This is a genomic window from Kocuria sp. TGY1127_2, assembly GCF_013394385.1.
Classification (GTDB): Bacteria; Actinomycetota; Actinomycetes; order Actinomycetales; family Micrococcaceae; genus Rothia.
This window is the reverse complement of record NZ_AP022834.1, coordinates 2139222-2161488: the sequence shown is the minus strand read 5'-3', so window position 1 is coordinate 2161488 and position 22267 is coordinate 2139222. Positions and strand designations below refer to the sequence as shown.

The 22267-nt window shown below is 59.5% G+C and carries 34 protein-coding genes and 2 tRNA genes; 29 read left to right on the top strand and 7 right to left on the bottom strand.

Features of this window, described 5'->3' with window-relative positions:
• Positions 1-6 precede the first annotated feature (6 nt).
• From sake_RS09765 to sake_RS09740, 6 genes are all read left to right on the top strand, one after another.
• Positions 7-1311: a deoxyguanosinetriphosphate triphosphohydrolase gene (locus sake_RS09765; RefSeq protein ID WP_178945943.1), complete on the top strand. Its 1305-nt coding sequence runs from the start codon at positions 7-9 to the stop codon at positions 1309-1311.
• Positions 1312-1372: 61 nt separating this feature from the next.
• Positions 1373-3250 carry a DNA primase gene (dnaG, locus tag sake_RS09760; RefSeq protein WP_178945942.1) on the top strand — a complete coding sequence of 626 codons (1878 nt, stop codon included), beginning with the start codon at positions 1373-1375 and terminating at the stop codon, positions 3248-3250.
• 90 nt (positions 3251-3340) lie between these two features.
• Positions 3341-3413 (top strand) — tRNA-Asn (locus tag sake_RS09755).
• 721 nt (positions 3414-4134) lie between these two features.
• Positions 4135-5019, top strand: a complete 885-nt coding sequence (locus sake_RS09750; protein WP_129360645.1) for a phage holin family protein — start codon at positions 4135-4137, stop codon at positions 5017-5019.
• A 210-nt stretch (positions 5020-5229) separates the two neighbouring features.
• On the top strand, positions 5230-6414 hold the full coding sequence (locus sake_RS09745) for a glycosyltransferase (RefSeq protein WP_129360644.1): 1185 nt from the start codon (positions 5230-5232) through the stop codon (positions 6412-6414).
• A 140-nt stretch (positions 6415-6554) separates the two neighbouring features.
• Positions 6555-6628, top strand: a tRNA-Ile gene (locus tag sake_RS09740).
• A 151-nt stretch (positions 6629-6779) separates the two neighbouring features.
• Here sake_RS09740 and sake_RS09735 read toward each other — a convergent pair.
• From sake_RS09735 to sake_RS09710, 6 genes are read right to left on the bottom strand one after another with little or no spacing between them, the layout of a single operon-like run.
• Complete coding sequence (locus sake_RS09735; RefSeq protein ID WP_178945941.1) at positions 6780-8099, bottom strand: site-specific integrase; 1320 nt, start codon at positions 8097-8099, stop codon at positions 6780-6782.
• 11 nt (positions 8100-8110) lie between these two features.
• On the bottom strand, positions 8111-8512 hold the full coding sequence (locus tag sake_RS09730; protein WP_178945940.1) for an ImmA/IrrE family metallo-endopeptidase: 402 nt from the start codon (positions 8510-8512) through the stop codon (positions 8111-8113).
• Positions 8513-8563: 51 nt separating this feature from the next.
• Positions 8564-9016 (bottom strand): hypothetical protein, encoded by a 453-nt coding sequence (locus sake_RS09725; RefSeq protein WP_178945939.1) that lies wholly within the window; start codon positions 9014-9016, stop codon positions 8564-8566.
• Complete coding sequence (locus sake_RS09720) at positions 9013-9384, bottom strand: helix-turn-helix transcriptional regulator (RefSeq protein WP_178945938.1); 372 nt, start codon at positions 9382-9384, stop codon at positions 9013-9015. The genes sake_RS09725 and sake_RS09720 overlap by 4 nt, the downstream gene beginning before the upstream one ends.
• Positions 9381-9923 carry a hypothetical protein gene (locus sake_RS09715; protein ID WP_178945937.1) on the bottom strand — a complete coding sequence of 181 codons (543 nt, stop codon included), beginning with the start codon at positions 9921-9923 and terminating at the stop codon, positions 9381-9383. Before sake_RS09715 ends, sake_RS09720 begins: the two co-directional genes overlap by 4 nt.
• Complete coding sequence (locus sake_RS09710) at positions 9923-10498, bottom strand: hypothetical protein (protein ID WP_178945936.1); 576 nt, start codon at positions 10496-10498, stop codon at positions 9923-9925. Before sake_RS09710 ends, sake_RS09715 begins: the two co-directional genes overlap by 1 nt.
• Before the next feature lie 171 nt (positions 10499-10669).
• On the opposite strand from sake_RS09710, the gene sake_RS09705 reads away from it, so the two are divergent.
• Together sake_RS09705 and sake_RS09700 are read left to right on the top strand one after the other, a co-directional pair.
• Positions 10670-10990 carry a helix-turn-helix transcriptional regulator gene (locus tag sake_RS09705; protein WP_197964426.1) on the top strand — a complete coding sequence of 107 codons (321 nt, stop codon included), beginning with the start codon at positions 10670-10672 and terminating at the stop codon, positions 10988-10990.
• On the top strand, positions 10987-11250 hold the full coding sequence (locus sake_RS09700) for a hypothetical protein (RefSeq protein ID WP_178945935.1): 264 nt from the start codon (positions 10987-10989) through the stop codon (positions 11248-11250). Before sake_RS09705 ends, sake_RS09700 begins: the two co-directional genes overlap by 4 nt.
• On the opposite strand, the gene sake_RS09695 is transcribed toward sake_RS09700, so the two are convergent.
• Positions 11247-11594: a hypothetical protein gene (locus tag sake_RS09695; RefSeq protein ID WP_178945934.1), complete on the bottom strand. Its 348-nt coding sequence runs from the start codon at positions 11592-11594 to the stop codon at positions 11247-11249. The genes sake_RS09700 and sake_RS09695 overlap by 4 nt on opposite strands.
• An 88-nt stretch (positions 11595-11682) precedes the next feature.
• Here sake_RS09695 and sake_RS09690 point away from each other — a divergent pair, with 88 nt between their 5' ends.
• From sake_RS09690 to sake_RS09590, 21 genes are all read left to right on the top strand, one after another.
• Positions 11683-11916 carry a helix-turn-helix domain-containing protein gene (locus sake_RS09690; protein WP_178945933.1) on the top strand — a complete coding sequence of 78 codons (234 nt, stop codon included), beginning with the start codon at positions 11683-11685 and terminating at the stop codon, positions 11914-11916.
• Positions 11913-12077, top strand: a complete 165-nt coding sequence (locus sake_RS09685; RefSeq protein WP_178945932.1) for a hypothetical protein — start codon at positions 11913-11915, stop codon at positions 12075-12077. The genes sake_RS09690 and sake_RS09685 overlap by 4 nt, the downstream gene beginning before the upstream one ends.
• Positions 12078-12428, top strand: coding sequence for a hypothetical protein (locus tag sake_RS09680; protein ID WP_178945931.1), 351 nt, complete (start codon positions 12078-12080; stop codon positions 12426-12428).
• Between the two features lie 29 nt (positions 12429-12457).
• A complete protein-coding gene (locus sake_RS09675) occupies positions 12458-12814 on the top strand; it encodes a hypothetical protein (RefSeq protein ID WP_178945930.1) in 357 nt (118 codons plus the stop codon).
• The gene (locus sake_RS09670; RefSeq protein ID WP_178945929.1) at positions 12811-13161 is read left to right on the top strand and encodes a hypothetical protein; all 351 of its coding nucleotides are present in this window, start codon (positions 12811-12813) and stop codon (positions 13159-13161) included. The genes sake_RS09675 and sake_RS09670 overlap by 4 nt, the downstream gene beginning before the upstream one ends.
• Positions 13158-13919, top strand: coding sequence for a hypothetical protein (locus sake_RS09665; protein WP_178945928.1), 762 nt, complete (start codon positions 13158-13160; stop codon positions 13917-13919). The genes sake_RS09670 and sake_RS09665 overlap by 4 nt, the downstream gene beginning before the upstream one ends.
• A 36-nt stretch (positions 13920-13955) precedes the next feature.
• On the top strand, positions 13956-14750 hold the full coding sequence (locus sake_RS09660) for a hypothetical protein (RefSeq protein WP_178945927.1): 795 nt from the start codon (positions 13956-13958) through the stop codon (positions 14748-14750).
• 146 nt (positions 14751-14896) lie between these two features.
• Positions 14897-15205 carry a hypothetical protein gene (locus tag sake_RS09655; protein ID WP_178945926.1) on the top strand — a complete coding sequence of 103 codons (309 nt, stop codon included), beginning with the start codon at positions 14897-14899 and terminating at the stop codon, positions 15203-15205.
• Entirely contained in the window at positions 15202-15420 is a 219-nt protein-coding gene (locus sake_RS09650; protein WP_178945925.1) for a hypothetical protein, read from the top strand. Before sake_RS09655 ends, sake_RS09650 begins: the two co-directional genes overlap by 4 nt.
• Positions 15421-15437: 17 nt before the next feature.
• Positions 15438-15617, top strand: coding sequence for a hypothetical protein (locus tag sake_RS09645; protein ID WP_178945924.1), 180 nt, complete (start codon positions 15438-15440; stop codon positions 15615-15617).
• A 4-nt stretch (positions 15618-15621) separates the two neighbouring features.
• Positions 15622-15834: a hypothetical protein gene (locus sake_RS09640; protein ID WP_178945923.1), complete on the top strand. Its 213-nt coding sequence runs from the start codon at positions 15622-15624 to the stop codon at positions 15832-15834.
• Complete coding sequence (locus tag sake_RS09635; protein ID WP_178945922.1) at positions 15831-16013, top strand: hypothetical protein; 183 nt, start codon at positions 15831-15833, stop codon at positions 16011-16013. Before sake_RS09640 ends, sake_RS09635 begins: the two co-directional genes overlap by 4 nt.
• Positions 16003-16149 carry a hypothetical protein gene (locus tag sake_RS09630; RefSeq protein ID WP_178945921.1) on the top strand — a complete coding sequence of 49 codons (147 nt, stop codon included), beginning with the start codon at positions 16003-16005 and terminating at the stop codon, positions 16147-16149. Before sake_RS09635 ends, sake_RS09630 begins: the two co-directional genes overlap by 11 nt.
• Complete coding sequence (locus sake_RS09625) at positions 16146-16475, top strand: hypothetical protein (protein ID WP_178945920.1); 330 nt, start codon at positions 16146-16148, stop codon at positions 16473-16475. Before sake_RS09630 ends, sake_RS09625 begins: the two co-directional genes overlap by 4 nt.
• The gene (locus sake_RS09620) at positions 16472-16630 is read left to right on the top strand and encodes a hypothetical protein (protein ID WP_178945919.1); all 159 of its coding nucleotides are present in this window, start codon (positions 16472-16474) and stop codon (positions 16628-16630) included. Before sake_RS09625 ends, sake_RS09620 begins: the two co-directional genes overlap by 4 nt.
• Before the next feature lie 18 nt (positions 16631-16648).
• Positions 16649-19297 carry a phage/plasmid primase, P4 family gene (locus tag sake_RS09615; RefSeq protein ID WP_178945918.1) on the top strand — a complete coding sequence of 883 codons (2649 nt, stop codon included), beginning with the start codon at positions 16649-16651 and terminating at the stop codon, positions 19295-19297.
• A 276-nt stretch (positions 19298-19573) separates the two neighbouring features.
• On the top strand, positions 19574-20005 hold the full coding sequence (locus sake_RS09610) for a hypothetical protein (protein WP_178945917.1): 432 nt from the start codon (positions 19574-19576) through the stop codon (positions 20003-20005).
• Between the two features lie 12 nt (positions 20006-20017).
• The gene (locus sake_RS09605; RefSeq protein ID WP_178945916.1) at positions 20018-20497 is read left to right on the top strand and encodes a hypothetical protein; all 480 of its coding nucleotides are present in this window, start codon (positions 20018-20020) and stop codon (positions 20495-20497) included.
• Positions 20490-21095: a hypothetical protein gene (locus sake_RS09600; RefSeq protein ID WP_178945915.1), complete on the top strand. Its 606-nt coding sequence runs from the start codon at positions 20490-20492 to the stop codon at positions 21093-21095. The genes sake_RS09605 and sake_RS09600 overlap by 8 nt, the downstream gene beginning before the upstream one ends.
• Positions 21096-21382: 287 nt before the next feature.
• On the top strand, positions 21383-21664 hold the full coding sequence (locus sake_RS09595) for a hypothetical protein (RefSeq protein ID WP_178945914.1): 282 nt from the start codon (positions 21383-21385) through the stop codon (positions 21662-21664).
• A gap of 178 nt (positions 21665-21842) precedes the next feature.
• Positions 21843-22064 carry an HNH endonuclease gene (locus sake_RS09590; RefSeq protein ID WP_178945913.1) on the top strand — a complete coding sequence of 74 codons (222 nt, stop codon included), beginning with the start codon at positions 21843-21845 and terminating at the stop codon, positions 22062-22064.
• Positions 22065-22267: the final 203 nt, after the last annotated feature.

The window sequence follows — 22267 nt, the reverse complement described above, 5'->3', positions numbered from 1 at the left end:
GCGTCCATGTCTTCCCCGACTGAACCGAATCAGCCCGGCTACTCGCCGCGCGATGCAGACCGGTGGTTGCCGGAGCACCACAAAAACCTCTACCGGAGTCAGTTCGAGCGCGATCGGGCGAGGGTTCTCCATTCCTCGGCCCTGCGCCGCCTGGGCTTCAAAACCCAGGTCGTCTCGCCGAGTTCGGACGACTTCATCCGCACCCGCCTGACGCACTCGCTCGAGGTCGCCCAGGTGGGTCGAGAGGTGGGGCGCATGATCGGCTGCGACCCGGACGTCGTCGACGCCGCATGCCTGGCCCACGATCTGGGGCACCCGCCCTTCGGACATAATGGAGAGGCCGCCCTGGACGTGATCGCGGCACAAGCAGGCGGATTCGAAGGCAACGCCCAGACCCTTCGCCTCCTGAGCCGACTCGAGCCCAAAGTGATCATGCCCGATGGCCACTCCGCGGGCCTGAATCTGACCCGCGCTTGTCTCGACGCCGCGTGCAAATACCCGTGGACCAAGGAAGACGCACCGGTCACCAACGGTCGCAAGAGCCGGAAATTCGGTGTCTACGAGGATGACCTGCCTGTCTTCGAATGGTTCCGGGACGGCGCACCTCCAGGCCAGAAATGCTTGGAAGCCCAGGTCATGGACCTCGCCGACGATATTTCCTATTCCGTTCACGACGTCGAGGACGCCGTCTTCGGGGGTCATGTGCAGTTGGGGTGGATGGATCGACCAGCGGAACGCGATCGGGTCATGACATGGACCCAGCGCTGGTACATGCCGGATACCGACCCTGAGGAACTCGAAGCCGCGCTGGTGCGGCTTCAGCATCTGGACGAGTGGCTGCCCCTGATGACCGGAACGCGGGCATCGATGGCGGCTCTCAAGGCGCTGACGAGCCGACTCATTGGGCGGTTCGCGGGAGAGGCCATTGCGGCGACCCGTGCGGAGTACGGCCAGGGCAATTTGACCCGTTATGATGCCCAGTTGCGTATTCCGCGGGACACCCTCACGGAGATCGCGGTCATGAAGGGGATCGCTACCGCATACGTCATGGCAGTCAGGGATCAGGGACCTTTGTACGAAAATCAGCGCGAAATGCTTGCCGTGCTGGTCGAGGCTCTCATGGATACCGACGGACTCTTCCTTGACCCTGTGTTCGCTGCGGATTGGCGGGAGACGGATCGGCAGGATGAGGCTGGTCGGTTGCGGTTGGTCGTCGACCAGGTTGCATCGCTCACAGATTCCTCGGCCGTACGCCTTCAGGACCGCATCACCGGATTGAATTGGCGCATCGGAGACAAGCCTCTGTGGTGAATCCTCCACGGTCGGAGAATTCGCGCGACGACGATTTGTCAGGCCGGATAAACTGGCCCTTGTGGCTGGTTTGATTCGACGCGAGGACATAGACGAGGTGCGCTCTCGCACCGACATCCGAGAGGTTGTCGAAGGCTACGTCACGCTCAAATCCGCGGGCATCGGCTCTTACAAAGGACTGTGCCCTTTTCACGACGAGCGGACCCCTTCATTCCATGTCCGCCCCCAAATGGGTACCTACCACTGCTTCGGGTGCGGTGAGTCGGGCGACGTCATCTCCTTCCTCATGGAGATGGATCACACCTCTTTCTCCGAGACGGTCGAGCGGCTGGCGGCTCGTATCGGTTTCGAATTGCACTATGAACAGGGCACCGGCCCGACTCGGGAAGAGAAGGGGCGTCGGCAGCGTCTCATCGACGCGCACAAAATTGCACAGGAATTCTTCGAGAAAGCCTTGTACACCCGTCAAGCCTCGGTTGCCCAGAATTTCTTGGGTGGTCGCGGGTTCGACGGAGAGGCCGCCCGGAAATTCGGCATCGGTTATGCACCGCAGGGCTGGTCGAATCTGCTCAAACACCTTCGGGATCGGGGATACACCGACGAAGAGCTCAAAGCCACCGGAATGTTTTCAGAGGGGCAGAGAGGCCTGTACGACCGTTTCCGAGGCCGTCTGATCTGGCCTATCCGAAACATCACGGGGGAGACCATAGGTTTTGGCGCCCGAAGACTTTTCGAGGATGACAAAGGTCCCAAATACCTCAACACGCCGGAAACGCAGCTCTACAAGAAGTCCCAAGTTCTCTACGGGATCGACCTTGCCAAACGAAAAATCGCCCAGGGAAAGCAGATCGTCGTCGTCGAGGGGTACACCGACGTGATGGCCGCGCACCTGGCAGGTATCGAAACAGCCGTCGCGACGTGCGGTACCGCATTCGGAACGGAGCACATCAAGATCGTGCGACGTCTATTGGGGGACGACGGAAGCGGTGGAGAAGTGGTGTTCACTTTCGACGGGGACGAAGCCGGGCAGAAGGCGGCCCTCCACGCTTTCCAAGAGGATCAGCGGTTCACCGCACAAACCTACGTGTGCGTTGCACCTGACGGGATGGATCCGTGCGACTTGCGGCTCAAGCGGGGGGACAGAGCCGTTCGGGACCTGCTCAAGGCCAAGCGTCCCCTCTTCGAATTCGCGATACGGGTTACGCTCCGGGATTATGACCTGGAGAGCATCGAAGGTCGTATACGCGCGATGCGTGTGGTCGCGCCCATGGTGGCCTCGATTCGGGACTCGGGGCTTCGGCAGGCCTACCAACGCGAGGTTTCTCGCTGGATCGGCGTCGACCTGCAGGAGCTCGACGGGGCAGTCCGCGCGGCGGCCAGGCAGCCGGCGGAGCGACGTCAAGAAGAGATTCAGGCCGCGTCCGCCGAGCACGAAACGGTTCCCGGGCCCGAGGCGGAGATGCCGGATTACAGGAACGATGCCGCAGCCCGCCGGGAGAAGCAGGCTCTCGAAGTGCTGGTCCAGGTGCCCGACTTAGTCGAACAGTCGCAATGGGAAGCCCTCGGCTCTATCAGAGTGCGGTACCGAATTCACCATGAGATCCTGCGAGGGGTCCTGGCGGCTCACGAAGACACCGAGACCGCCCCCGGCACCCGTTGGATCAATGGCATCCGCAACCACACTCACGATGCCGCACACGCCTTATTGGCGGAGCTGACTGTGGCTCCTTTGCCGGCCACGACGCAACGGCAGCTCGAGAACCATGCCGTGTCGATTCTGAACAGGCTGCTGGCGCAAGAGCTGAGCGTCCGACAACGAGACAAGGTGCGTGAGCTCGAACGGGTTGATTCCGTGGTCGAGGCAGAGCGTTTTCGGAGCATCCAGCGGGAGATCCTCGACCTCGAGGCCAAGCGTCGGCAGTTGTCCGAGGTTCGGTGACCAGCGTCACTCGCATGCGGTTTTGCGTCCCAGCGGCGAACGCTGTAAAGTCTAATGCTGTTGCGGACGTTGACAAACGTTCGGTAGCGGTCCCCCGTAGCTCAATTGGCAGAGCATTCGACTGTTAATCGAAGGGTTACTGGTTCGAGTCCAGTCGGGGGAGCAGTGGCCATCGCATGTGCGGTGTGAAGTAACCCGGTATCACGAAAGTGATGCCGGGTTTTTCTTTTGTCCAGTTGAACGAATGCACGTGCTTATTTCTGGACTATTCTCTTTCAAACCAAATAGAACGGCGCCCCGGCAGGCTATGGGCAAACCGGGGCGCCTAGGGGTTGGATGATGTGGCAGCGGGTCGAAATGGGGGATAGACCCACCGTGACATCCGTCGGACCCCTTCCGACATTCCCCAAGGATACTTCTATAACTGCCGATAGCTCAATTGAACTCGCTCAGGGATTCGACGTTCTTTTCCAATTCGTCACATCAATAAAGTACCGTCTAACGGGCTATAGCCTCGCGACCCAGGAAAATTGCGATGCCGATGAGGCTGTCCGACCCTCCCCGATTGCGCTCGATTAGACGATCTGCAAGACCGCCCGAAACATTGAGTTTTCTGCGCGGGTTCTCTGCCGTCGGACCGGGTCGTGTTTATTGGCGTCGGTCACAGGGTTGTGGCCCGCGTGTAAGGAACCCGGAGCGCCTGTATCTGTTCGGCTTTCGGGGTTTGTTCTCGATTTGAAACATTGTCACGTGGCGTGCCGGCGTCCAGGCCAGTGGCCGGGAATATTGATAATTCCTGAGGTTCAAGTGGCGCAACTCTCGGTATTGGCCCAAAAATGATAGGTTTGGCTGTGAAGTTCACCGGCATTCACTAGGGAGGCTTGATGTCTCACTCCATCGACAACGGAGAGACCGCTAACTACCAAAAGCCCCGTTCGTATCGGGGAGGCTTCAGCTCCCTCAAGGCTGGGGCCAGTCAGGTACTGGGTATCGGCAAGGTGGCCTCCCGACTGGGCCCCAAGCAGATCAAAGACGAAATCCAAATTGCAAAGCTCGAGCTGAAAGACAAGGGCATCAAGCTCGGCGTCGGCGCGGCATTCGTCGTCGTAGGGCTGGTTTTCCTGCTCTTCGCGACGATCGCATTGATCGGGGCCGCCATCGCCGGCCTCGCGACCGTTATGCCGTTGTGGCTTTCGGCCCTGCTCTTCGCCGCGCTATTTATCGTTCTTCTGGCGATCTTCGCTCTCGTCGGTTTGATGAAGATCAAGAAGCAGATGCCGCTCAAGCCGGAATCTGCGATCTTCGGATTCCTCTACGACCTTGGCGTGGCCAAGGAAGGCTCGTCCTACACCTCGAGCCGTGTGCGTCGTGAGATGCAAGAGAAGCAAGAGGCCAAGGCCGACGAGAAGCAGAAAGCCAAGGAAGAAAAGAAGCGCCAGGAGAAGTCCGGCCAGGCTCCGCAGAATGCTCAGCCGACGCAGGACCAGCTGGAGCAGCGCACCAAGGCGCGTCGCGATCACCTCAAGTCATTGCGGGACGACTTCGGAAACCAGTTCTCCTCGGTGCAGTCCTCTGCTACTGGCCTGGTGGACAAGTCCAAATCGGATGCCCAGTCGGCACCGGATCGCGCGAAGTCTGCCGCATCGAACTTCACCGCGAACATTTCCGACCCCGAGAACCTCAAGGCACGCTGGAAGCCGCTCACTGCCTTCGCAGTGTCGGCCGGCGCGTTCTTCGTGTTCCTCGGACGCCTGTTCAAGAAGAAGTAAGGCAACGGTCCCCGGTACCAACCGGACCTTGATTCACGAGGACGCCCGCTCACCCTTCGGTGGGCGGGCGTCGTTGCGTTGTGCGGGGCCTCGGAACCATGAGCCACGCCTCAGGGCGGCCTCGGCGACACTAGGTGTGTGATCGGTAGACTGTTGGGGACCGCGTGGACGCCACGACCCTTCGAACAGACGACGGAACGCCACCGACTTATGACTACCAAGCCCCTCAAGATCCTCATTGGCGCGGATACTTACCCGCCCGACGTCAACGGTGCGGCCCAATTCGGCCATCGATTGGCCATGGGAATGAAGGACCGTGGCCACGAAGTCCACGTCGTCGCGGCTCGTACTACCGGTGGCGCCTCGTACGACATCGAGATCGACGGGATCAGGGAGCATCGCCTGCGGTCGCACCACCCGCCGACGCACCCCTATTTCCGGTTTTGTTTTCCTTGGGAGATGCAATTCCGTGTGGGGCGGATCCTGGACCAGGTCAAGCCGGATGTGGTCCACATCCAATGCCACTACATTATTGGTCGGATGCTGTCCTGGGAATGCAAGCGTCGAGGGATTCGGATGGTTGCGACCAACCACTTCATGCCGGAGAACCTCAATCCTTTCCTGCCGTTTCCGCAGATTGCGCTGGACTTCATCTCGAAGTGCTCATGGAAAGACATGGAAAGGGTCCTCGGGCGGGCCGAATACGTCACCACGCCGACGCCGATCGGCGCGAAGGCGATGCACGATCACGGTTTCAAAACGCCGGTCATTCCGGTTTCCAACGGCATCGACTCGTCCGTCTACGAATTGGAGCACGGGGAGCAGATCGACAAGAGGGACTATCCCGTGATTTTCTTCGCCGGCCGGCTCGCGGTCGAGAAGAATATCGACGTCCTGATCAAGGCACTGTCTCTCTTGCCTGCCCATCTGAACGCCCACGTCGAATTGGCAGGAAGCGGAGAGATCGAGGATCAGCTCAAAGAAGTTTCTCGCGAAGTCGGGGTCGAGGACCGTGTCGATTTTCTGGGCTTCGTTTCGGACGCCGAATTGCGCGCCGGATACCTTCGTGCCGATATCTTCTGCCAGCCCGGGACCGCAGAATTGCAGTCACTGGTCACGCTCGAGGCGATGTCGGCCTCCACGCCCGTAGTTCTGGCCGATGCTTTGGCATTGCCCCACTTGGTGCGCGAGGGCGAGAACGGGTATCTGTTCGAGCCCGGGAACGAAAAGGACCTCAGCGAGAAGCTCTTGCGTATCTTGACGGCCTCGGAAGAGACCCGACGCCGAATGGGCGAAATCAGTCACACCATGGTCAAGCAGCATTCCGTGGAGAAGACGTGGGATGCTTTCGAGGCCATGTACAACGGTTCCTACAATGGGCCCGTGGGGCAGTGATCACGGCCAACCGTATTTTTGCGGTACGCAAGGACGTGAAGAACGGCCGACGATCCGAGGTGGCCGTGGGCGGGCTTTACATGCGGTATTCTAGATAGCTGTTCGGCCCTGTTCACCGCGGGACCGGGAAAATATCATTCGGGGGGTTAGCTCAGCTGGTCAGAGCAGAGGACTCATAATCCTTTGGTCGCGGGTTCAAGCCCCGCACCCCCTACCGCTGAAAACCCTATGATACCGGCCGAACGCTTGATACAAAGGCTGGTATGCAAACGGTTGGAGAAACAAGCTGCACACCATTGTGCACACCATTAAGACAAGAAGAGCCCCGCCAGGACCACACCTGACGGGGCTCTTTTTTGCGTTCCCTAGGACGACTTCCGGGCCTTGAAATCAGCCAACGACACCACACAGCCACGCGGCCCCACCTCGGCACCAGGGTCCGGAGCGCTGAACAAAGCATCACCGACCTTATCGGCGACCGTGACCTTCATCTCATCCAGCACGTGTTGGTAACGCGTCAGCATCGACGATTGCGACCAGCCCATCACATCCATCACCACTCGAGGATCCACACCCAACGACAACAGCACTGTCGCCGAAGTATGCCGAGCATCATGAACCCGCATCCCCTCGACCCCATGAGCCTCGGTGAACGCCTTCCACGCGGCCCGGTCGGTCTTGTTATCGATCGGTCGGCCATCCCGCCGCGTGAATACTAGGTCCCACGTCTTGCCATAGCTATCAGCAAACCCGACCCAATGCTCACCTTCTTCGACTTTGACTTGTTCTTGCACGGTCTTCTGCATCCACAAAGCCGTCGCCAAAGGACCAGGCAGAGAAACCGTACGAGTACCTGCAGCGGACTTGGTCTCCATCATCTGGAACCCACCACCGAACCGGTCCGGGCATTCAGCCGGCTTCACGCCGCACCTGCCCTTGACGCATCCGTGCTTCCACGGAAGGACACCCAACTCTCGACTGATACGCATCGTGCGCTTGTTCAGGTCTACATCCTCCCAGCACAATCCCAACCGTTCGCCCTGTCTCAACCCCAGAGCCAAAGCCACCATGAAGTTAGGACCCCAATCATCGTCGACCTCGGCCGCGGCTATTAGCTCGCGCGCCTTGGCCGGGGTAATGACTGTCGGGTCGAATTTCGCGGCTTTAGGAGCCTGTACTCCGGCGATAGGGTTCTTGCCTAGTCTGCCTCTTGCGACAGCATCGGAGAGGAGCTTGGAGAGGATCCGGTGGACTTGCAGGATGGTCGTTTCAGATCGGCCGGCCTCGCGCATGCGGGTTTCAACTCGGTCCAAATGAATGGATGAGAGGTTTTCCAGGGCAACGTTGGCCTCTGGCTGGGTCAGTACCCATCGGCGCAGGTAGCCGCGGTAGCCATTGAGGGTGCGTTCCCTGAGACGGTTCGCCGCAATGTTATTCAGCCAGTGCTCGATCCAGGCGCCGAGACTGGTTCGTTCCGGGTCGGCGAGAATTCCTTGGGCGAGCCCGTTGCGGTATTTCTTGGCGGCGTTGACGACTTCGGCGCGGGTCTTTTTGGTGAAGGTTTTACGGATCGGTTTGCCGGTGGTGGTGTTGGAGACGCGCACGGAGATCTGCCAGCGGCCGTCGGCGCGTTGGATGGGTTTGGACCCTTCACCGTTATCCCGACGGGTGTTACTTGTAGGCATGAGGGGTCCTTTCAGGCGACAAGATGGGGCAGGGTCGCTTCGCGCAGCTGGGAGCGCTCGGTTGTGGTGAGGGTGGTCATTCGGTCGGTGAGGACGGCCAGGGTGATGTCGAGGTCTTCGGCGATGTCGGCCGGGTGTTCCTGGGATTGTGCTCTGGCGAGGATTGCTGAAATGGGCGCCAATAATCGTGCTGCCCGTTCGCGGACGCGTGCTTCTATCCAGGCGCATTGGGTGCACTGGTGCCCGAGGATCATGTGGATGAGCTCGTGGGTCAGTGAGCACCGGGCTTCAACGCGAGTCAGCCTCACGTCGAGCCAGATATGTCTACCGTCGGTGCAAGCGGACCGTCCCCGTAGGTGGGCGAGGTAGATGCGGATGCCGCGGTACGTTGTTTCAAACCAAGGATCGAACATACCTTCGATTAGTAGTCGAAGGGGCTGACAACTTAAGCCATGTACAACAAATTAGTCGCTACTCGATGATTGTGGTTGCTGTTGTAGCAGGTTGGCCGGCAAAACGAGTGGCTCTGGGAAGACTCTGCCTGAGAGGTTTTCCACTGCTTCCCGGAGGTAAGGATAGGCGATGCTCGACATCTCTGTCTCCGCGAACTCAATCCCGGCTTCTTCAATCGAGCCTCTAGATAGATCGGTCTGCGACAAGTAGAGTGCATCGATTTCGACCCTGATGGATCCGATGTCTGTTGACTCTACTTCGGCGGCCATACGGAAGATCACTGTTCTGGTGGTCTTCTCGTTCTGTCCTGCCATCCGCATACCGTGATTGACTCTGACAGCAGCTTCCATCGGGCCTGATTGCGGAGTAGTAATTCCGAGCGCATGCGCAGCGGTTGCTTCCAGGCGGGAAAAGCGCAGTGTCTGAAATTCCAGAGAGTTGCGTAATGTCTCCAAAGGATTCATTTTGAAGATCTCACCTTGTAGTCTCTCGATTTGTCGCGGGTGAATCGGGTTGTCCATTTGCCACGTGGGCGTGATTCAGAAGTTATCTTGTGAGTTGGTGAGGCACCGTCGAGGGGCTCGAAATCAGTCGCGTCCAGCTTCAGCTCCATCCCGACTGCGTCTGCGTAGCGAACGAGAACCTCTAACCGCGGAGAGGAATCCAGGCACTCGATGGCGTCAAGGTCGTCAGTGTTCAGCTTGACCAGTTTTGCCATATGCTCGAGGGAGATGTCCTGCCGTTCCCGTGCGGTAATGAGCCTATCGATAACCCTGCTCCAGGCTTCCATCATATTGTCCATGGCCCGCTGCTTTGGCGTGCTCGTGTTCATGGCATCTCCTCTCCTGGCAAATGGTTCATGTACTCCGGGACTTCACAGTCTATCCCTCGAAGTTTCGCCTCCGCTCGGAGCCCCCAGAACCCACGTGTTGCATGATCGCTGGTAAGCCGCGTGAACGAGGTGTCAATGTGGATATTCTGAGCCTCCGAGCCCTGAGCAACAACCTTTCGCCCGAACTTTAACGCCAGCAACAACTTCTCCACCTCGTTCGGCTCCGCATAGTACAAGCGGAACAACAAGCGGTCCTCTTCTCGGGGCGCATCTTGGTTGATCTGGATCCGGAGCGATGCGATCTCTCCACCGCTCCGTTTCATGACCTTGGTTTCCCGCGGAACTCTTAACTTACCCTGAGTCGCCAGCTTTGCCTTGAGCTTGAGCTGGGAAATGACCAGTCGCTTGTCCGTGGCGTCGAGGTGGTCAAGGACGGACAGCTCAGAATTGATTGGGGATCCTCCGGTATTCGCCCGATACTTGAACCATATCCCGCCTTTGCGTGTGGCACGACCGTTCAGGATGATCTTTCGACCCATTAGTCTCGATTGCCTTCCTCTTCGATCTCATCTATGGGCCCACGCAACTGCTGTCCTTCGGAGGAGGTGTTGTCGGCGGCGAGGTCGTACTCGTAGTTTTCGGGTGGTGCGAGGTAGCCGGCTTCGCCGGGTCCGATGGCTTCGTCCGGGCCGGGTTGGTAGTTGGGTTGGGCCGGGGGTTGCCCGGCTTGGGTTATGGGGGTCGTGTTGCCACGATCATCAACTCCTTGCTCAGCTGTCACTAATACTCGGAGCAGGTCGATGACTACCTTGCGCGCTTTGGGGGACAGATTGTCCGAGCCGGGCGGAAGCTCCTCGGCCAGTGGGGGGCCGGGGGTAGGTCGTCCTGCGAGAGTGAACGCCACGTCTTCATGTACGCCAGCAAGCCAGGCAAGGGCACGAAGAGTGTCCTCGCTGGGGTGAGCTTTGTAGGTACCTGCCCGGAGATGATTGAAGGTCGTGTGCGTGAGCTCGAAGCCGTGGTCCTGGGCCAAAAAAGCCAGGCGTCGGCCGGAGAGCCCGCGATCTGCAACCGCCTTTTCGGCGAGTTCGCGTAGCGATGTCGGTGTGTTCACGGTCCCTAGACTCCCTGATTGTCTTTCACGTCTGGAAGTGCCCGAAAAAAGTTCGGTGACAACTGACAACCAACAACTCTACCTGTTCACTTAGGTAGTTCATGGGTGTCGCCTTGACACCTAAGTGCCGTATGGTGCATAGTGCAGTTGTCAAAGCGATTTTCAGGAGGCATGATGTCAGTATCCATAGCGCACAAGCGCCCCCGCACCTACCGGAAGGATTATTGGATGAAGGTCAAAGACCCGGCCATGATCCGCAGATGGCGCAAGCAACGCCACTACTCACAACGCGATCTGGCCTACCTAGTGCGCCGATCCCAGAACACCATCTACAAGCTAGAGAACGGCAAGCTACCCACCCTCTCCGAGGATCTGGCGCTGGCCATAGCGGCACGCCTGGATATCCCCTGGGAGGACCTGTTCTTGGAGGAGGAGATTAAACCCATGCCCCAATTGACAAATGGAACAAACAACGAACGGCAGGTGGCGTGATGAATGCACAGCGTCAACGCCATCGGGAGAAAACCATGATCAACACTGCCTTGTACTGGACCGGTTACAGCCTCGGCGAGATTAAGCATCGCTTCCGCGAAGCACGATGGGCCCGTCCCTTTAACCAAGGACGAGCCCATGCAACTACAGCAGCCAACCAACGCCACATCATGCGACGACTAGAAGAAGCCGGCGACCACATCCAGCACCGGCTAAACAAGGATCAGTTCAACGATATTCAGAAATTGGCGCGGCATTAGGCCGTTTCGGAATGATCGACGATTTCCCAGTTCGCGTCAAAAGTAATCCCTTCACCGGAATTGACCCGATCTTCCAATTGGCTCACTTGTCGTTTGAACCGAGCGTCCTGTTCCTCATCGAACGAGCCAAGCGGGAAATGGAACTGGACAGGCGATCCTACAGGGACCGTCCAGGTCTGAATTTCCTTCTCGTCGGTGAACGTGAAGATCAAAGGCCGCGGCATTGGGGAGTTGATCAAAACCCTATATAGCTCCTGCAAAGCGCCAAGAGTCCCAACAGGCATCTGCATCTTCTGCGGGGAGGCGGCTGCGGGATCAATAGTGAGCGTAGCGAGCTCAGACATAACAAATACTTCCTTTTCTCGTAACGGCCAGGTAGTTGGCGCTTCTGATCCTACGGGGAAAGGACACACCACCTAGGAGCAAACAACCATGACCACCCCCGCAACCGCCCAAGCCCAACGGCTCTACACCGTCGCAGACGCAGCCAAACAAATCGACGTCTCAATCGCCTACATCTACAAACGCATCAAAGACGGATCCCTGCCCTACGTCGACCTCGGCAAAGGAACAGGACGAGCCAAGACCAGGATCCGCGCCAGCGACCTCGACGCCTTCATCGAAGAACGCACCTTCAGCGACGCCCCCACCGGATACGCCGCATGAACAAGAACACCCTCATCCTCGCGGCCCTCGCCCTACTCCTCTTCGTAGCCTCCATCGCCACCACCGGAGGATTCAACGGCCTCACACTGGCCGCCGCAGCCACCGCCTGGGCCGCAGTAACCACACACACCCGCCACCTCACCAAGAACGGAGACCTCTAAATGACCACCAAGAACGAGCCCATCAAAGCCGATGCGACCATCACCGACATCGTCGCCGAAATCGTCGACCTCGACAACGAAATCGCCCCGCTACAAGCACGCCGGGACGAGCTGAACAAGCACCTGCGCAACCTCGAACCGGGCAAATACCACGCCGGAGCCTTTGAAATCACCGTCTCCGAATCCAAACGATTCAACAAAAAACGCTTCGAGCAGGACTTCCCACCTGCAGCCCACCGGCAGTTCTACGAGGAAACCGAACCGCAAATGGTCCTGGTCAAAGACCGCATTTCCAAGGCCGTCCAAGACGACTACTCCGACCGGTACGACAACCGCGTCACCGTCAAATAAAACCCCACCACCGCTTTAGGAGCACCCCCATGAAACAACCACCCATCGACGACCTATCCATCGTCCGCCGCGAAGAACTGAACACGCTACTGGTCGAAGCCGCACACCAAACCCAAACACGGCACATCCAGGCCGGCGTGACCGCACGCAACAACCGGGCAGCGTACCCAGCAATCCTGACGATGAGCTACGCCACCATCGCCGAAACACTCAACCGCGTCACCATCCACGTCGAAACCCTCACCGGGGACGCCGGGACCCACCTCGACGCCGAAACAAAAACAGCCCTAAGCATCCTTCACCAAGACCTGATCCGCATCGCCGCGAACTTCCGGTCCGCCTCCGAGCGAGCATATCGATCAACGGAGCAGGGGAGGGCCGCATGAAAGACCAGCACGCCGTCGACGAGGTCATCGACGCCCAACGCAAGACGCCACTGATGAAAGAACTTGCACAGGCCCTCGGGGTGAACTTCCCCGACTTGGACAAAGACCGGCAAGACGAGTTCATCGCCCGAACCACCGCGACCATGTTCTCCTACTTCCACACGAAAGTAGGGGACCGGATCACCGGAGAATACGAAACCCCCGATGACCTTTTCACCGTCCTAAACAACCTCGCCGGGGACGCCAACGTTGCCGACGACGCCGTACAGGACCTTTGGGAGCACGCCCGAAACCTCCAAGCCGCCCGCCTGGACCGACACTTCTTTACCGGCGGCGATACGAAATGAACACCACCATCCGCATCGCCGAAACCGGCAACACCGAAGCCGACACCGGGCCACGCCTGATAGCCGAAGCCCTGATCTCCACGATCGAAGAGAACATCACCAACCACCCCAGATCCCAACAGAAACGCATCGGCCCCTCCGAGATCGGGATGGACTGCACCCGACGACTGATCCACAAACTCGCCGGGCACACCGAACCCGAACGGGGCCCCGCCTGGAAACCCACCGTCGGTACCGCCTGCCACGCGCAGATGGAGGAATGGTTCGGCGCCCACCCGGAGGAATTCAAAGTCGAACAACGGGTCCTCGTCGGCCAGATCGGCAACGAGTACATCACCGGCTCCACCGACCTATTCATCCCTGACGAGGGAGCGGTCATCGACTGGAAGTTTGTCGGCCCGACCCGACTGAAGCAATACCGGTCCAAGGGGCCCGGCAACCAGTACCGGACCCAAGCTCACCTCTACGGGAAAGGGTGGGAGACCGCCGGCTACCCGGTGCAAACGGTGATGATCGCGTTTCTGCCGCGGGACGGGGAGCTATCGGATTCCTACTTCTGGTGGGAGCCCTACGACCCGATGATCGCGCTGAAAGCGCTGGTCAGGGCGAACCAGATACAGCAGGACATCACCAACAGGGGAGCCGAGAAGGTCCTCGAATCGTATGAGCCCTGTAAGGACCGGTGGTGCCCTTGGTGCGCGCCGGGAAACCGGATTCAAGCGAAGACCACCGCGGGCTCCATGTTCGCGGCCAACTAATAAGAAACAGCACAACCAGTAAAGGAAAAGACCACCATGTCAATGTTCACCCCTCCCGCTTCCCATTCCTGCAAGTTCGAATCGGTCGGCGACGTCAATGAAGGCGAGATCGTAGAAATCAGCGAGCCCGTCCAGGCCACGAAATTCCAGACCACCGAACCATCGTTCTGGCCTTCCGGGGACCCGATGATGCAGGTCAAGGTCACTCTCGCCACCGACCAGCGCGACCCGCAGGACCCATCGGATGACGGCAAGCGCGGACTCTGGGTCCTGGAATCCGGCAAACAGGGCGGACTGCTCTGGGCGATCCGGGAAGCGGTCAAAGCTGCCGGAGTCGACGATTTGAAAATCGGCGGGAAATTGCGGGTCGCTTTCACCGGTACGGACCCGGAGTCGAAGAACCCGCAGAATCCTCGCAAAATCTATCAAGCCTGGTATCAGGCCCCGGCCGCCGGTGGCGGCATGTTCGGTAGTGCTGCCGGGCAGGGCCAGGGACCGGCGACGACGACTGAGAACCAGATGGGACGCCCCACCCCGCAGCAGGCTCCCGCTCAGCAGGCGGGCCAGTATGCGCAGCAGGGATTCCCCATCGACGGTCAGCCCGCACCGGCCCAAGAGCAGGCACCCGGTATGGGCCAGTTCAACAACGGACAGAACACCCAACAGGCCCCGGCTCCGCAGCAGGCACCGAACACGGTCGATGCCGACACTGAAGCCCGCATCAAACAGCTGCTGGCCATGAACGTCGACACCACCTCGATCGTCAACGCCATCGGCAACCCGGCCGTCACGTCCACGGTGGTCGAGACCTACCGCAACACCGCCGCCTAACCAGCGGCCCCATTAGACCGCCCGGCGTCGAGGAAAAACACAACAAGGAAAAAGCACGTGGATGTGGCTTGGAGGGCTCAAACCAAAACACACCACAGCAACGTTTCCCTCGACGCCGGGCACCCCGACCACCAGAAAGGACCACCATGATCCTCCACCGGATCGCCGGCATCATCGGCACCCGCCGGGCCCTGCAACTGAAAGCCATCATCACCCTGACCAAACACGTGGCCGAAGGATCCGAGCACCGGTTCTACCGGCTCGGACAATTCGCCTACTACAGCGAACGCTTCGAACTCGAACAGGCGATCCCGGACAAACCCAGCAGGAAATACGACACCGCCGGCATCGTCCATTACGACAACACGTACCGGCTCAGGCACCCCGACTACTTCAAACAGGGGTACTCGACCGGGGGGCCCGTCCGTCGGCTCTACCAGGACGAGGCCGAATGAGACCGGCTGGCGCCTACATCACCGTCCGGGCACAACCGGAAGCCCACGGCTGGGCCTGGGAATGGGCATGCCGCCTCTGCGGCCACAGCCTCCAACTCGCCCCGGTACCCAACGGATGGGCCACCACCCTCGCCCTCGGACAAGCACACCTCATCCACGCCCACACACCCCGGCACCTGGACACCTACGGCGAAGCCGGAACATACCTCACCTAACCAAGAAGGAACACACCATGAAAGCACCCTCCATGACCGTCACCGCCGAGGACAAGAAAACCGGGCTCACCCTCGGAGAACTGTCCAAGTTCGTCTCCTGGGCCTATGCACAAGGCTCCACCGACACCACGACCGTCCGCGTCACCGTCGGCTTCAACAGCAACATCAAAACCATTTCAACCCGACAGGACAACTAAAACCATGAACACCACAGACCACTACATCCAAGCAGCGGAGACGCACATCGCCGAAGCGGAGCACGCCAATAAGGCAGGGCTGGTCAACGACATGGAAGCCCACCTCGCCCTGGCCGACGCCTACATCGGCCTCGGCCACCTCATCAACGAAACCACCACCGACGATGACGACGAGGTGTTGAGCTTCCAGGAACTCATGGGGGAGGAGCAGGCATGAGAGAGGCCCGGACCCTCCCCATCAACGAGGCCACCGTCGAAGCGATCGCGGAGAACCTCATCCCGCGCTGGGACCAGTTGGACCGGTTGCATCAGCGGGTCGCCAAGGAACAAATCCTCGACGGGCTCAACGCCGCCTGGCAAACCACCCACGGAGAGGACGACAGCGATGACGACTGAACATTACTTGGCAATTCGACACCTCCGTGGCACCGCAAACAGGGCCGACGACATAGGCGCATGGCGAGACGCGGCGGATTACCGTGCCGCCGCGAATGCACTAGAAGCTCTCGGCGGGAGGGACGACACGAAATGACTGACCTGGACCTCGAAGCAATCAAAGCCCGCGAGGAGGCGCTTAAGCGCTTCCCAGAGCCTGTCGATATTGAGACCGGCGAACCCGTGGATGACTGGGGCGACGCGGAGTGCAGCCGTGAGTCGTTCATCGATGGAGCTGCTTATGCCTTGTCCAGTCATCCACGGGCCATCACCGACGACATGATCGAGACAGGTGCAAAGGGCATACATCGCGACACCACACGCGGGTCGGAGCCGTGGGAAAGCGTGGACTCAATTCACGCGGGTAAATGTCTGAGAGCTTCCCGCGCCGCCCTCGAGGCCGTACTCGGGGAAAACCAATGAACCTCACTACCCTCGCCCTCTCCCTCGCCGGCATCGCCCTCGCCATCGGCATCATCCTCCCAGCGGCCCTCCTTGTAGCCGCCTACCTCGCCTTCACACTCACCACCGAGAAGGACCCCCAATATACCCCCACCAACCTGCGCAACCACAGTTAGGAGCGAAACCACACCACCATGAACACCCTCAACATCAACCAGACCGCAGTCGAGCTCAACCGGCACGGCATCAACACCATCCCCACACGCGACGACACGTCGAAACGACCCGCCATCGCCTGGAAACAATGGGCCACCGACCCGGTCCCAGCCACCAACATCGACAACTGGTTCCCCCAAGGAACCAGCCACGGCATCGGCATCACCACCGGCACCGGCTCCGGTGGCCTCGAAATGACCGAAATCGAAGGCCGCGCCGCCCACCAAATCCCCACACTCATCCAACGAGCACACGAAGCCGGGCACGGAGAGCTCATCAACCGCATCATGGCCGGCTGGACCGAACAATCACCCTCCGGCGGCTACCACTGGATCTACCGTCTCGAAGGCATCGACGTACCCGGCAACACCGTCCTCGCCCGCAACCACAACCGCGAAGTCCTCATCGAAACCCGCGGCCAAGGCGGCTACTTCATAGCAGCCCCCACACCCGGCACCCACCACCACACCGGCCGCCCCTGGGTACGACTGACCGGCGGACCCGAAACCATCACCACCCTCACCGCCGACGAGCGCGAGACCTTCCACGCCCTACTGGCCACCTCCGACGAAACACCACCAACCCCAAAACCATCCCCAGCACCAGCATCGAATAACACCGGAGCAGGGGACTGGACCGAAGGGAAAAAACCCGGCGAACACTTCGAACTCGAAACCACCTGGGACCAAATCCTCACCCCACACGGCTGGCAATACATCGGCCTCACCACCCACAAGGGCGTGACCGGCAGAGCATGGCTCCGCCCCGGCAAAGACCCCGCCACACACCCCGACGACAAATCAGCCACCACCAGCCTGGCCGAAGACCGAGACCGCATGTACGTCTTCTCCACCAGCACAGACCTGCCCACCGACGAACCACTGACCAAGTTCTACGTCCACGCCCACCTCAACCACGGCGGCGACCTCACCGCCGCCGCACAGGCCCTCGCCCACGACGGGTGGGGCAAAGAAGCAACCATCAACATCGCCGACATCATGCCGGCCACACGAAAGGACCCCTCATGCTCACCATCGGAAACGTCAACCTCAACGACCTCGACATCGAAATCATCCGAACCTACAGCGCCAACCGGGGAGGACTCCTCACCTACGAACCCTGGGCCCCGGACGAATATCCCGACTCCGGTATCGAATGCAAGTTCAACGATGGAACCCGATACATCTTCATCAAAAAACGCACAGGAGAACTCATCATCGCCGACTGCCAATAACACAGTCGACATACCCGTCGAATCCGACACCGGCAACGCCTACCTACTCATCCACACCCACCACAACAAAATCCGCTACTGCACCGACCGCGGCCGCTGGTACGTCTGGAACGGCCACGTCTGGGAACAACAATCACCCGACGGTGGCAAGGTCCGTGAACTGGCCATCCACACCGCCGCACAACTACCCGCCGACGACAACCAACAAAAATCCTGGCGCAAAAAATCACTCTCCGCCCTCGGCATCACCAACACCCTCACCCAAGCACGCAACAACCCCGCCATCGCCATCACCTACAACCAATTCGACTCCCACCCCTGGGAACTGAACACCCCCGGCGGCATCATCGACCTCACCACCGGAGAACTCACACCACCCGACCCCGACAAACTCCACACCCGCACCACCAAAGTCACCCCCGACTTCAAAGCTGACAACCACATGTGGGAGACCTACCTCAAAACAACCTTCCCCGGCCACCCCGAACTCATCGACTACCTTCAACGCCTCATCGGATACACCGCCGTCGGCCGCGTCAAAGAACACATCCTCCCCTTCGCCTACGGATCCGGAGCAAACGGCAAATCAGTCCTCATGGAAACCATGACCGGGATCCTCAACGACTACGCAGCCACCACACCCTCCGGATTCTTCATGGCCTCCAAATACCAAGAGCACTCCACCGGCGTGGCCGACATAGCCGGAGCCAGAATGGTCACCGGATCCGAAGTCAACGCCTCCGACAAATTCGACGAGCAAAAAGTCAAACAACTCACCGGCGGCGACACCATCAAAGCCAGATTCATGCGCCAGGACTACTTCGAATTCCGGCCGACAGGAACCTTCTGGCTCTCCGGGAACTTCTACCCGACCGTCGAATCCGGCGGCGACTCCTTCTGGCGCAGACTGCGCCTGATCCCGTTCACCCACACCTTCACCGAAGAGGAACGGATCGAGGACCTGCAAGGGTTGCTACTCAATGAACACGCCCCGGCGATCCTCGCGTGGATCGTCAGGGGCGCCGCGGACTGCTACCGCAACGGGCTGCAGGAACCCGCGATCGTCACCGAAGCCACCGAGCAATACAAAGAATCCCAGGACACCGTGACACGGTTCCTCGACGAACGGTGCACCGTCCACCCCGGCAACCCCCACTACACAGCATCGGTTAAGAGATTCCGTCTGGCATACGAGAGCTACTGCACCGAAGAAGGTGACGAACCCGTCAAAGGACGAGCCCTTGCAACGCAACTCAAACACCACGGCCTCCTTGTCGGCCGGGAAGCACCAACCGTCCCTTCTGGTGCGGACCGGGTCTATGGGGGAGTGCAGCTGAACTCCGACGTGGAGGCAGAAACTGCTGACCACGGGCGGGCCGATTTGTTCGGGTGAACGGCTGAAAGTTGTGTAGCAACGATCCTTGAAGCAAGACTGGCTTGCCAAGTCGACATGGCCGATTTCTGCTACACAACTCGAAAAACGCTACTTAAGCTACACAACTTTCACCGAATGAACCCTAATGACCAGCAACTAACGGTTATCACCAGACAAACATTAAAGGTATCGAGGGTGCTACACAACTACACAAAAAGACAATTATCAAGCTCCTGCGCGCCCACGCAGAGAAAGTAACTGGACCATGTGTAGCTTGTGTCGCGAAAGACCAACATGAATAAAGCCACACCCCAACAAACCAGCATCGACCTACCCCAAGACCATCCACGCCCCGGTACCGGCGACTGGATCCTCAACGAAATCAAACACCCCGCACAAAACACCCAACGCATCGCACGACTCCACACCTGCCCCACCTGCCACACCATGATCCTCACCGGCTACAACGACGACACCGCAGCAACCCGAACCACCACCGACACCACCACCCTCACACCCGAACAAGCCACCATCCACGCCATCGCAGGCAGAACCCTCTACCACCTCACCACCACCGACCGCACATTCCGCCTCTACGAAATCGACAACCCCAACCACCCACCACCACTACTGACCAACCACATCTGCGGCCACCCACCACCCGGCCAGCCCCTCCTACAACCACCGGCACCGCAACCACCGGCCAACCAGCCACCACCCTTCTGAAAGGCCCACACCATGGCACACAGCCCCGCAGACCCAAACCGGGACGGATACGTCACCGCCTACCGAGACGGAACGCCGGTCAGGGTCCAGGTCACCGCCACTGACAAAACCTCCACGCTGACCATCCCGCTCGGAGCCAAAACCCTGGTCTCCATCAACCAACTCACCAAAAAGGGCCAGTGGTACCGGGCCAAACACGCAGCCACCTGGAGACAAGCCGGCCAACACGCCAGCATCCAGGCCGGCCTACCCACCGGCCTGGACTACATCCAGATCGACGCCTTCATCTACAAGCCCCGCCTGAATCGGTACGACCCAGGTAATACCTACCCGGTGCTGAAGTGGGCGATCGACGGGATGGTCGACTACGGGCTGATCCCAGACGACAACTGGACCCACCTCGACGGGCCCCACATCCACCACGGCGGCAAAGACAAAAACAATCCCCGCATCGAACTGGTCATCACCGAGAAGGAGAACCCGCATGCGTAACCCCAACCTCGCCTACCTCGCACAACGGTGGGAGCCACTGAACGAATACCGGTTCAAAGGATCCCCGCGACCCTGGCGGGAGCCAATCAACCGATGGCTACCCGAAGGCGAAGAAACCGCACCAACCAGCTCCGGACCTGCCCCGATGCACCTGACCACGTTCGCCCTCATCGAGGGCATAACGGCCGGTGTGCGCGACTGGACGATCCAGGCGGGGCGGAACCCCGAGCGACCCGTCCTACAGCTTCTGGAGGGCTTGGACGGTCTCGTTCCGGTCAGTCCGGCATCGGGGTCTTGGGCCCGGCAAGTGGCGGGCTGGGCTGCTGATACTGCGCACCGGACGAGGGAGCATCTGGGGGAGGTCACTGACGGGCAGCGGTTGAAGGCGGTCTGTCCGTGGTGTTGGTATCAGACGTTGGTGATCCGGTGCCTGGATGCCAACGGTGAGACGGTGCCGTTTGTCCGGTGTGAGTCGGGGGTTTGTGTACCGTCCGAGCATGAGGTCTCGACGTGGTGGGAGGGGTTGCCGTGTTGGCCGATGGCTGATTGGGAATGGTTGGCCTCGAAGTTGGATCATGTTTTTGATGATGCGGCCTAAAATGCGGTGCTTTTCAGAATATTCACAGAAAATAAAATGAACGGTAATGACCAGACAAACAATGGTGATTGCACCCCACACTTATCCACAAGTATCCTGGAAAAGAACTTCCCGCCTGCCCAAAAACAGGAAACAGGGGAGGGCGCAACCGCACAGACACGCTCCTAAAGTGACACGCGGCACAACTGAATAACCGTTCTCAAACAACGGCCACAAACCCCCAGGACCCGAACAGTCCTGGGGGTTTGTACTACCCCCCCACCAAGACCACCAAGGGGACCCACACCATGAACGAGACCACCACCAGGATCGCCGTCAACGAAGACGGCACCGGGCTAATACTGACCATCGAACCCAACGGCCCCATCATCCTCCTACCCACACTCACCGCACGAGTCCAAGGGACCGACGGCCCCGGATACATCCACGCCATCCTCCCCGGCGGCAAGACCATCAAGTGGGCAGCACACAACGTCTACAGCAGCGACATCATGCTGACCTATAACAGCATGCTCACACTCCCCGGCATCCACAGCATCGAACCACACCACCAACAAACCGATGCCTAAAGCACCACCCTCACGCTGCACGCAACCAGGCTGCGCCAACCTCGCCAACAACAAAGGACGCTGCGACCAACACCAATCATCAGGCTGGCAAGACCGCAGGCGACCACAAGACAAACGAACCACCACACAACGACTCGGCATCACCGAACACCAATGGTCCGAACTTAAAGTCACAGTCATGGCACAACACCACGGCACCTGCCACATATGCGGCAAACCAGGGGCAACCGAAGTCGACCACAAACTCGCCATAGCCCTCGGCGGAGCCAAGACCGACCTAAACAACCTCGCCCCGATCCACGAAACTCCATGCCACACGGAGAAAACGAAACGTGAACTTGCGATCCTGCGCCGACTGTCCAATGCTCGAAAAAGCAATCCCTCCGACGGCAGGATCTGAACCTGCCGGCCCCTAGGAAAAACGATCCTGTATATCCATCCAGGATTGAATATTCATACAGGGGGAGGGGAGTCAATCGAACAAAGTTCTGGCCTTCCCTGGGCGGCGCGGGTCAAAATGCGCACGCTAGCGCAGGTTGACGAGTACCCCTCGAACATTTCAACGAAAACTTTTGCATACACATGCACCGACGGGAGGTGAGC

What these genes read in the sequence shown, in the direction of transcription:
- sake_RS09765 (WP_178945943.1), top strand. Translation starts at nt 7, where the DNA reads ATGTCTTCCCCGACTGAACCGAATCAGCCCGGCTACTCGCCGCGCGAT.
- sake_RS09750 (WP_129360645.1), top strand. Translation starts at nt 4,135, where the DNA reads ATGTCTCACTCCATCGACAACGGAGAGACCGCTAACTACCAAAAGCCC.
- sake_RS09745 (WP_129360644.1), top strand. Translation starts at nt 5,230, where the DNA reads ATGACTACCAAGCCCCTCAAGATCCTCATTGGCGCGGATACTTACCCG.
- sake_RS09735 (WP_178945941.1), bottom strand. Translation starts at nt 8,099, where the DNA reads ATGCCTACAAGTAACACCCGTCGGGATAACGGTGAAGGGTCCAAACCC.
- sake_RS09730 (WP_178945940.1), bottom strand. Translation starts at nt 8,512, where the DNA reads ATGTTCGATCCTTGGTTTGAAACAACGTACCGCGGCATCCGCATCTAC.
- sake_RS09725 (WP_178945939.1), bottom strand. Translation starts at nt 9,016, where the DNA reads ATGAATCCTTTGGAGACATTACGCAACTCTCTGGAATTTCAGACACTG.
- sake_RS09720 (WP_178945938.1), bottom strand. Translation starts at nt 9,384, where the DNA reads ATGAACACGAGCACGCCAAAGCAGCGGGCCATGGACAATATGATGGAA.
- sake_RS09715 (WP_178945937.1), bottom strand. Translation starts at nt 9,923, where the DNA reads ATGGGTCGAAAGATCATCCTGAACGGTCGTGCCACACGCAAAGGCGGG.
- sake_RS09705 (WP_197964426.1), top strand. Translation starts at nt 10,670, where the DNA reads ATGATGTCAGTATCCATAGCGCACAAGCGCCCCCGCACCTACCGGAAG.
- sake_RS09695 (WP_178945934.1), bottom strand. Translation starts at nt 11,594, where the DNA reads ATGTCTGAGCTCGCTACGCTCACTATTGATCCCGCAGCCGCCTCCCCG.
- sake_RS09690 (WP_178945933.1), top strand. Translation starts at nt 11,683, where the DNA reads ATGACCACCCCCGCAACCGCCCAAGCCCAACGGCTCTACACCGTCGCA.
- sake_RS09685 (WP_178945932.1), top strand. Translation starts at nt 11,913, where the DNA reads ATGAACAAGAACACCCTCATCCTCGCGGCCCTCGCCCTACTCCTCTTC.
- sake_RS09680 (WP_178945931.1), top strand. Translation starts at nt 12,078, where the DNA reads ATGACCACCAAGAACGAGCCCATCAAAGCCGATGCGACCATCACCGAC.
- sake_RS09675 (WP_178945930.1), top strand. Translation starts at nt 12,458, where the DNA reads ATGAAACAACCACCCATCGACGACCTATCCATCGTCCGCCGCGAAGAA.
- sake_RS09670 (WP_178945929.1), top strand. Translation starts at nt 12,811, where the DNA reads ATGAAAGACCAGCACGCCGTCGACGAGGTCATCGACGCCCAACGCAAG.
- sake_RS09665 (WP_178945928.1), top strand. Translation starts at nt 13,158, where the DNA reads ATGAACACCACCATCCGCATCGCCGAAACCGGCAACACCGAAGCCGAC.
- sake_RS09660 (WP_178945927.1), top strand. Translation starts at nt 13,956, where the DNA reads ATGTCAATGTTCACCCCTCCCGCTTCCCATTCCTGCAAGTTCGAATCG.
- sake_RS09655 (WP_178945926.1), top strand. Translation starts at nt 14,897, where the DNA reads ATGATCCTCCACCGGATCGCCGGCATCATCGGCACCCGCCGGGCCCTG.
- sake_RS09650 (WP_178945925.1), top strand. Translation starts at nt 15,202, where the DNA reads ATGAGACCGGCTGGCGCCTACATCACCGTCCGGGCACAACCGGAAGCC.
- sake_RS09645 (WP_178945924.1), top strand. Translation starts at nt 15,438, where the DNA reads ATGAAAGCACCCTCCATGACCGTCACCGCCGAGGACAAGAAAACCGGG.
- sake_RS09640 (WP_178945923.1), top strand. Translation starts at nt 15,622, where the DNA reads ATGAACACCACAGACCACTACATCCAAGCAGCGGAGACGCACATCGCC.
- sake_RS09635 (WP_178945922.1), top strand. Translation starts at nt 15,831, where the DNA reads ATGAGAGAGGCCCGGACCCTCCCCATCAACGAGGCCACCGTCGAAGCG.
- sake_RS09630 (WP_178945921.1), top strand. Translation starts at nt 16,003, where the DNA reads ATGACGACTGAACATTACTTGGCAATTCGACACCTCCGTGGCACCGCA.
- sake_RS09625 (WP_178945920.1), top strand. Translation starts at nt 16,146, where the DNA reads ATGACTGACCTGGACCTCGAAGCAATCAAAGCCCGCGAGGAGGCGCTT.
- sake_RS09620 (WP_178945919.1), top strand. Translation starts at nt 16,472, where the DNA reads ATGAACCTCACTACCCTCGCCCTCTCCCTCGCCGGCATCGCCCTCGCC.
- sake_RS09615 (WP_178945918.1), top strand. Translation starts at nt 16,649, where the DNA reads ATGAACACCCTCAACATCAACCAGACCGCAGTCGAGCTCAACCGGCAC.
- sake_RS09610 (WP_178945917.1), top strand. Translation starts at nt 19,574, where the DNA reads ATGAATAAAGCCACACCCCAACAAACCAGCATCGACCTACCCCAAGAC.
- sake_RS09605 (WP_178945916.1), top strand. Translation starts at nt 20,018, where the DNA reads ATGGCACACAGCCCCGCAGACCCAAACCGGGACGGATACGTCACCGCC.
- sake_RS09600 (WP_178945915.1), top strand. Translation starts at nt 20,490, where the DNA reads ATGCGTAACCCCAACCTCGCCTACCTCGCACAACGGTGGGAGCCACTG.
- sake_RS09595 (WP_178945914.1), top strand. Translation starts at nt 21,383, where the DNA reads ATGAACGAGACCACCACCAGGATCGCCGTCAACGAAGACGGCACCGGG.
- sake_RS09590 (WP_178945913.1), top strand. Translation starts at nt 21,843, where the DNA reads ATGGCACAACACCACGGCACCTGCCACATATGCGGCAAACCAGGGGCA.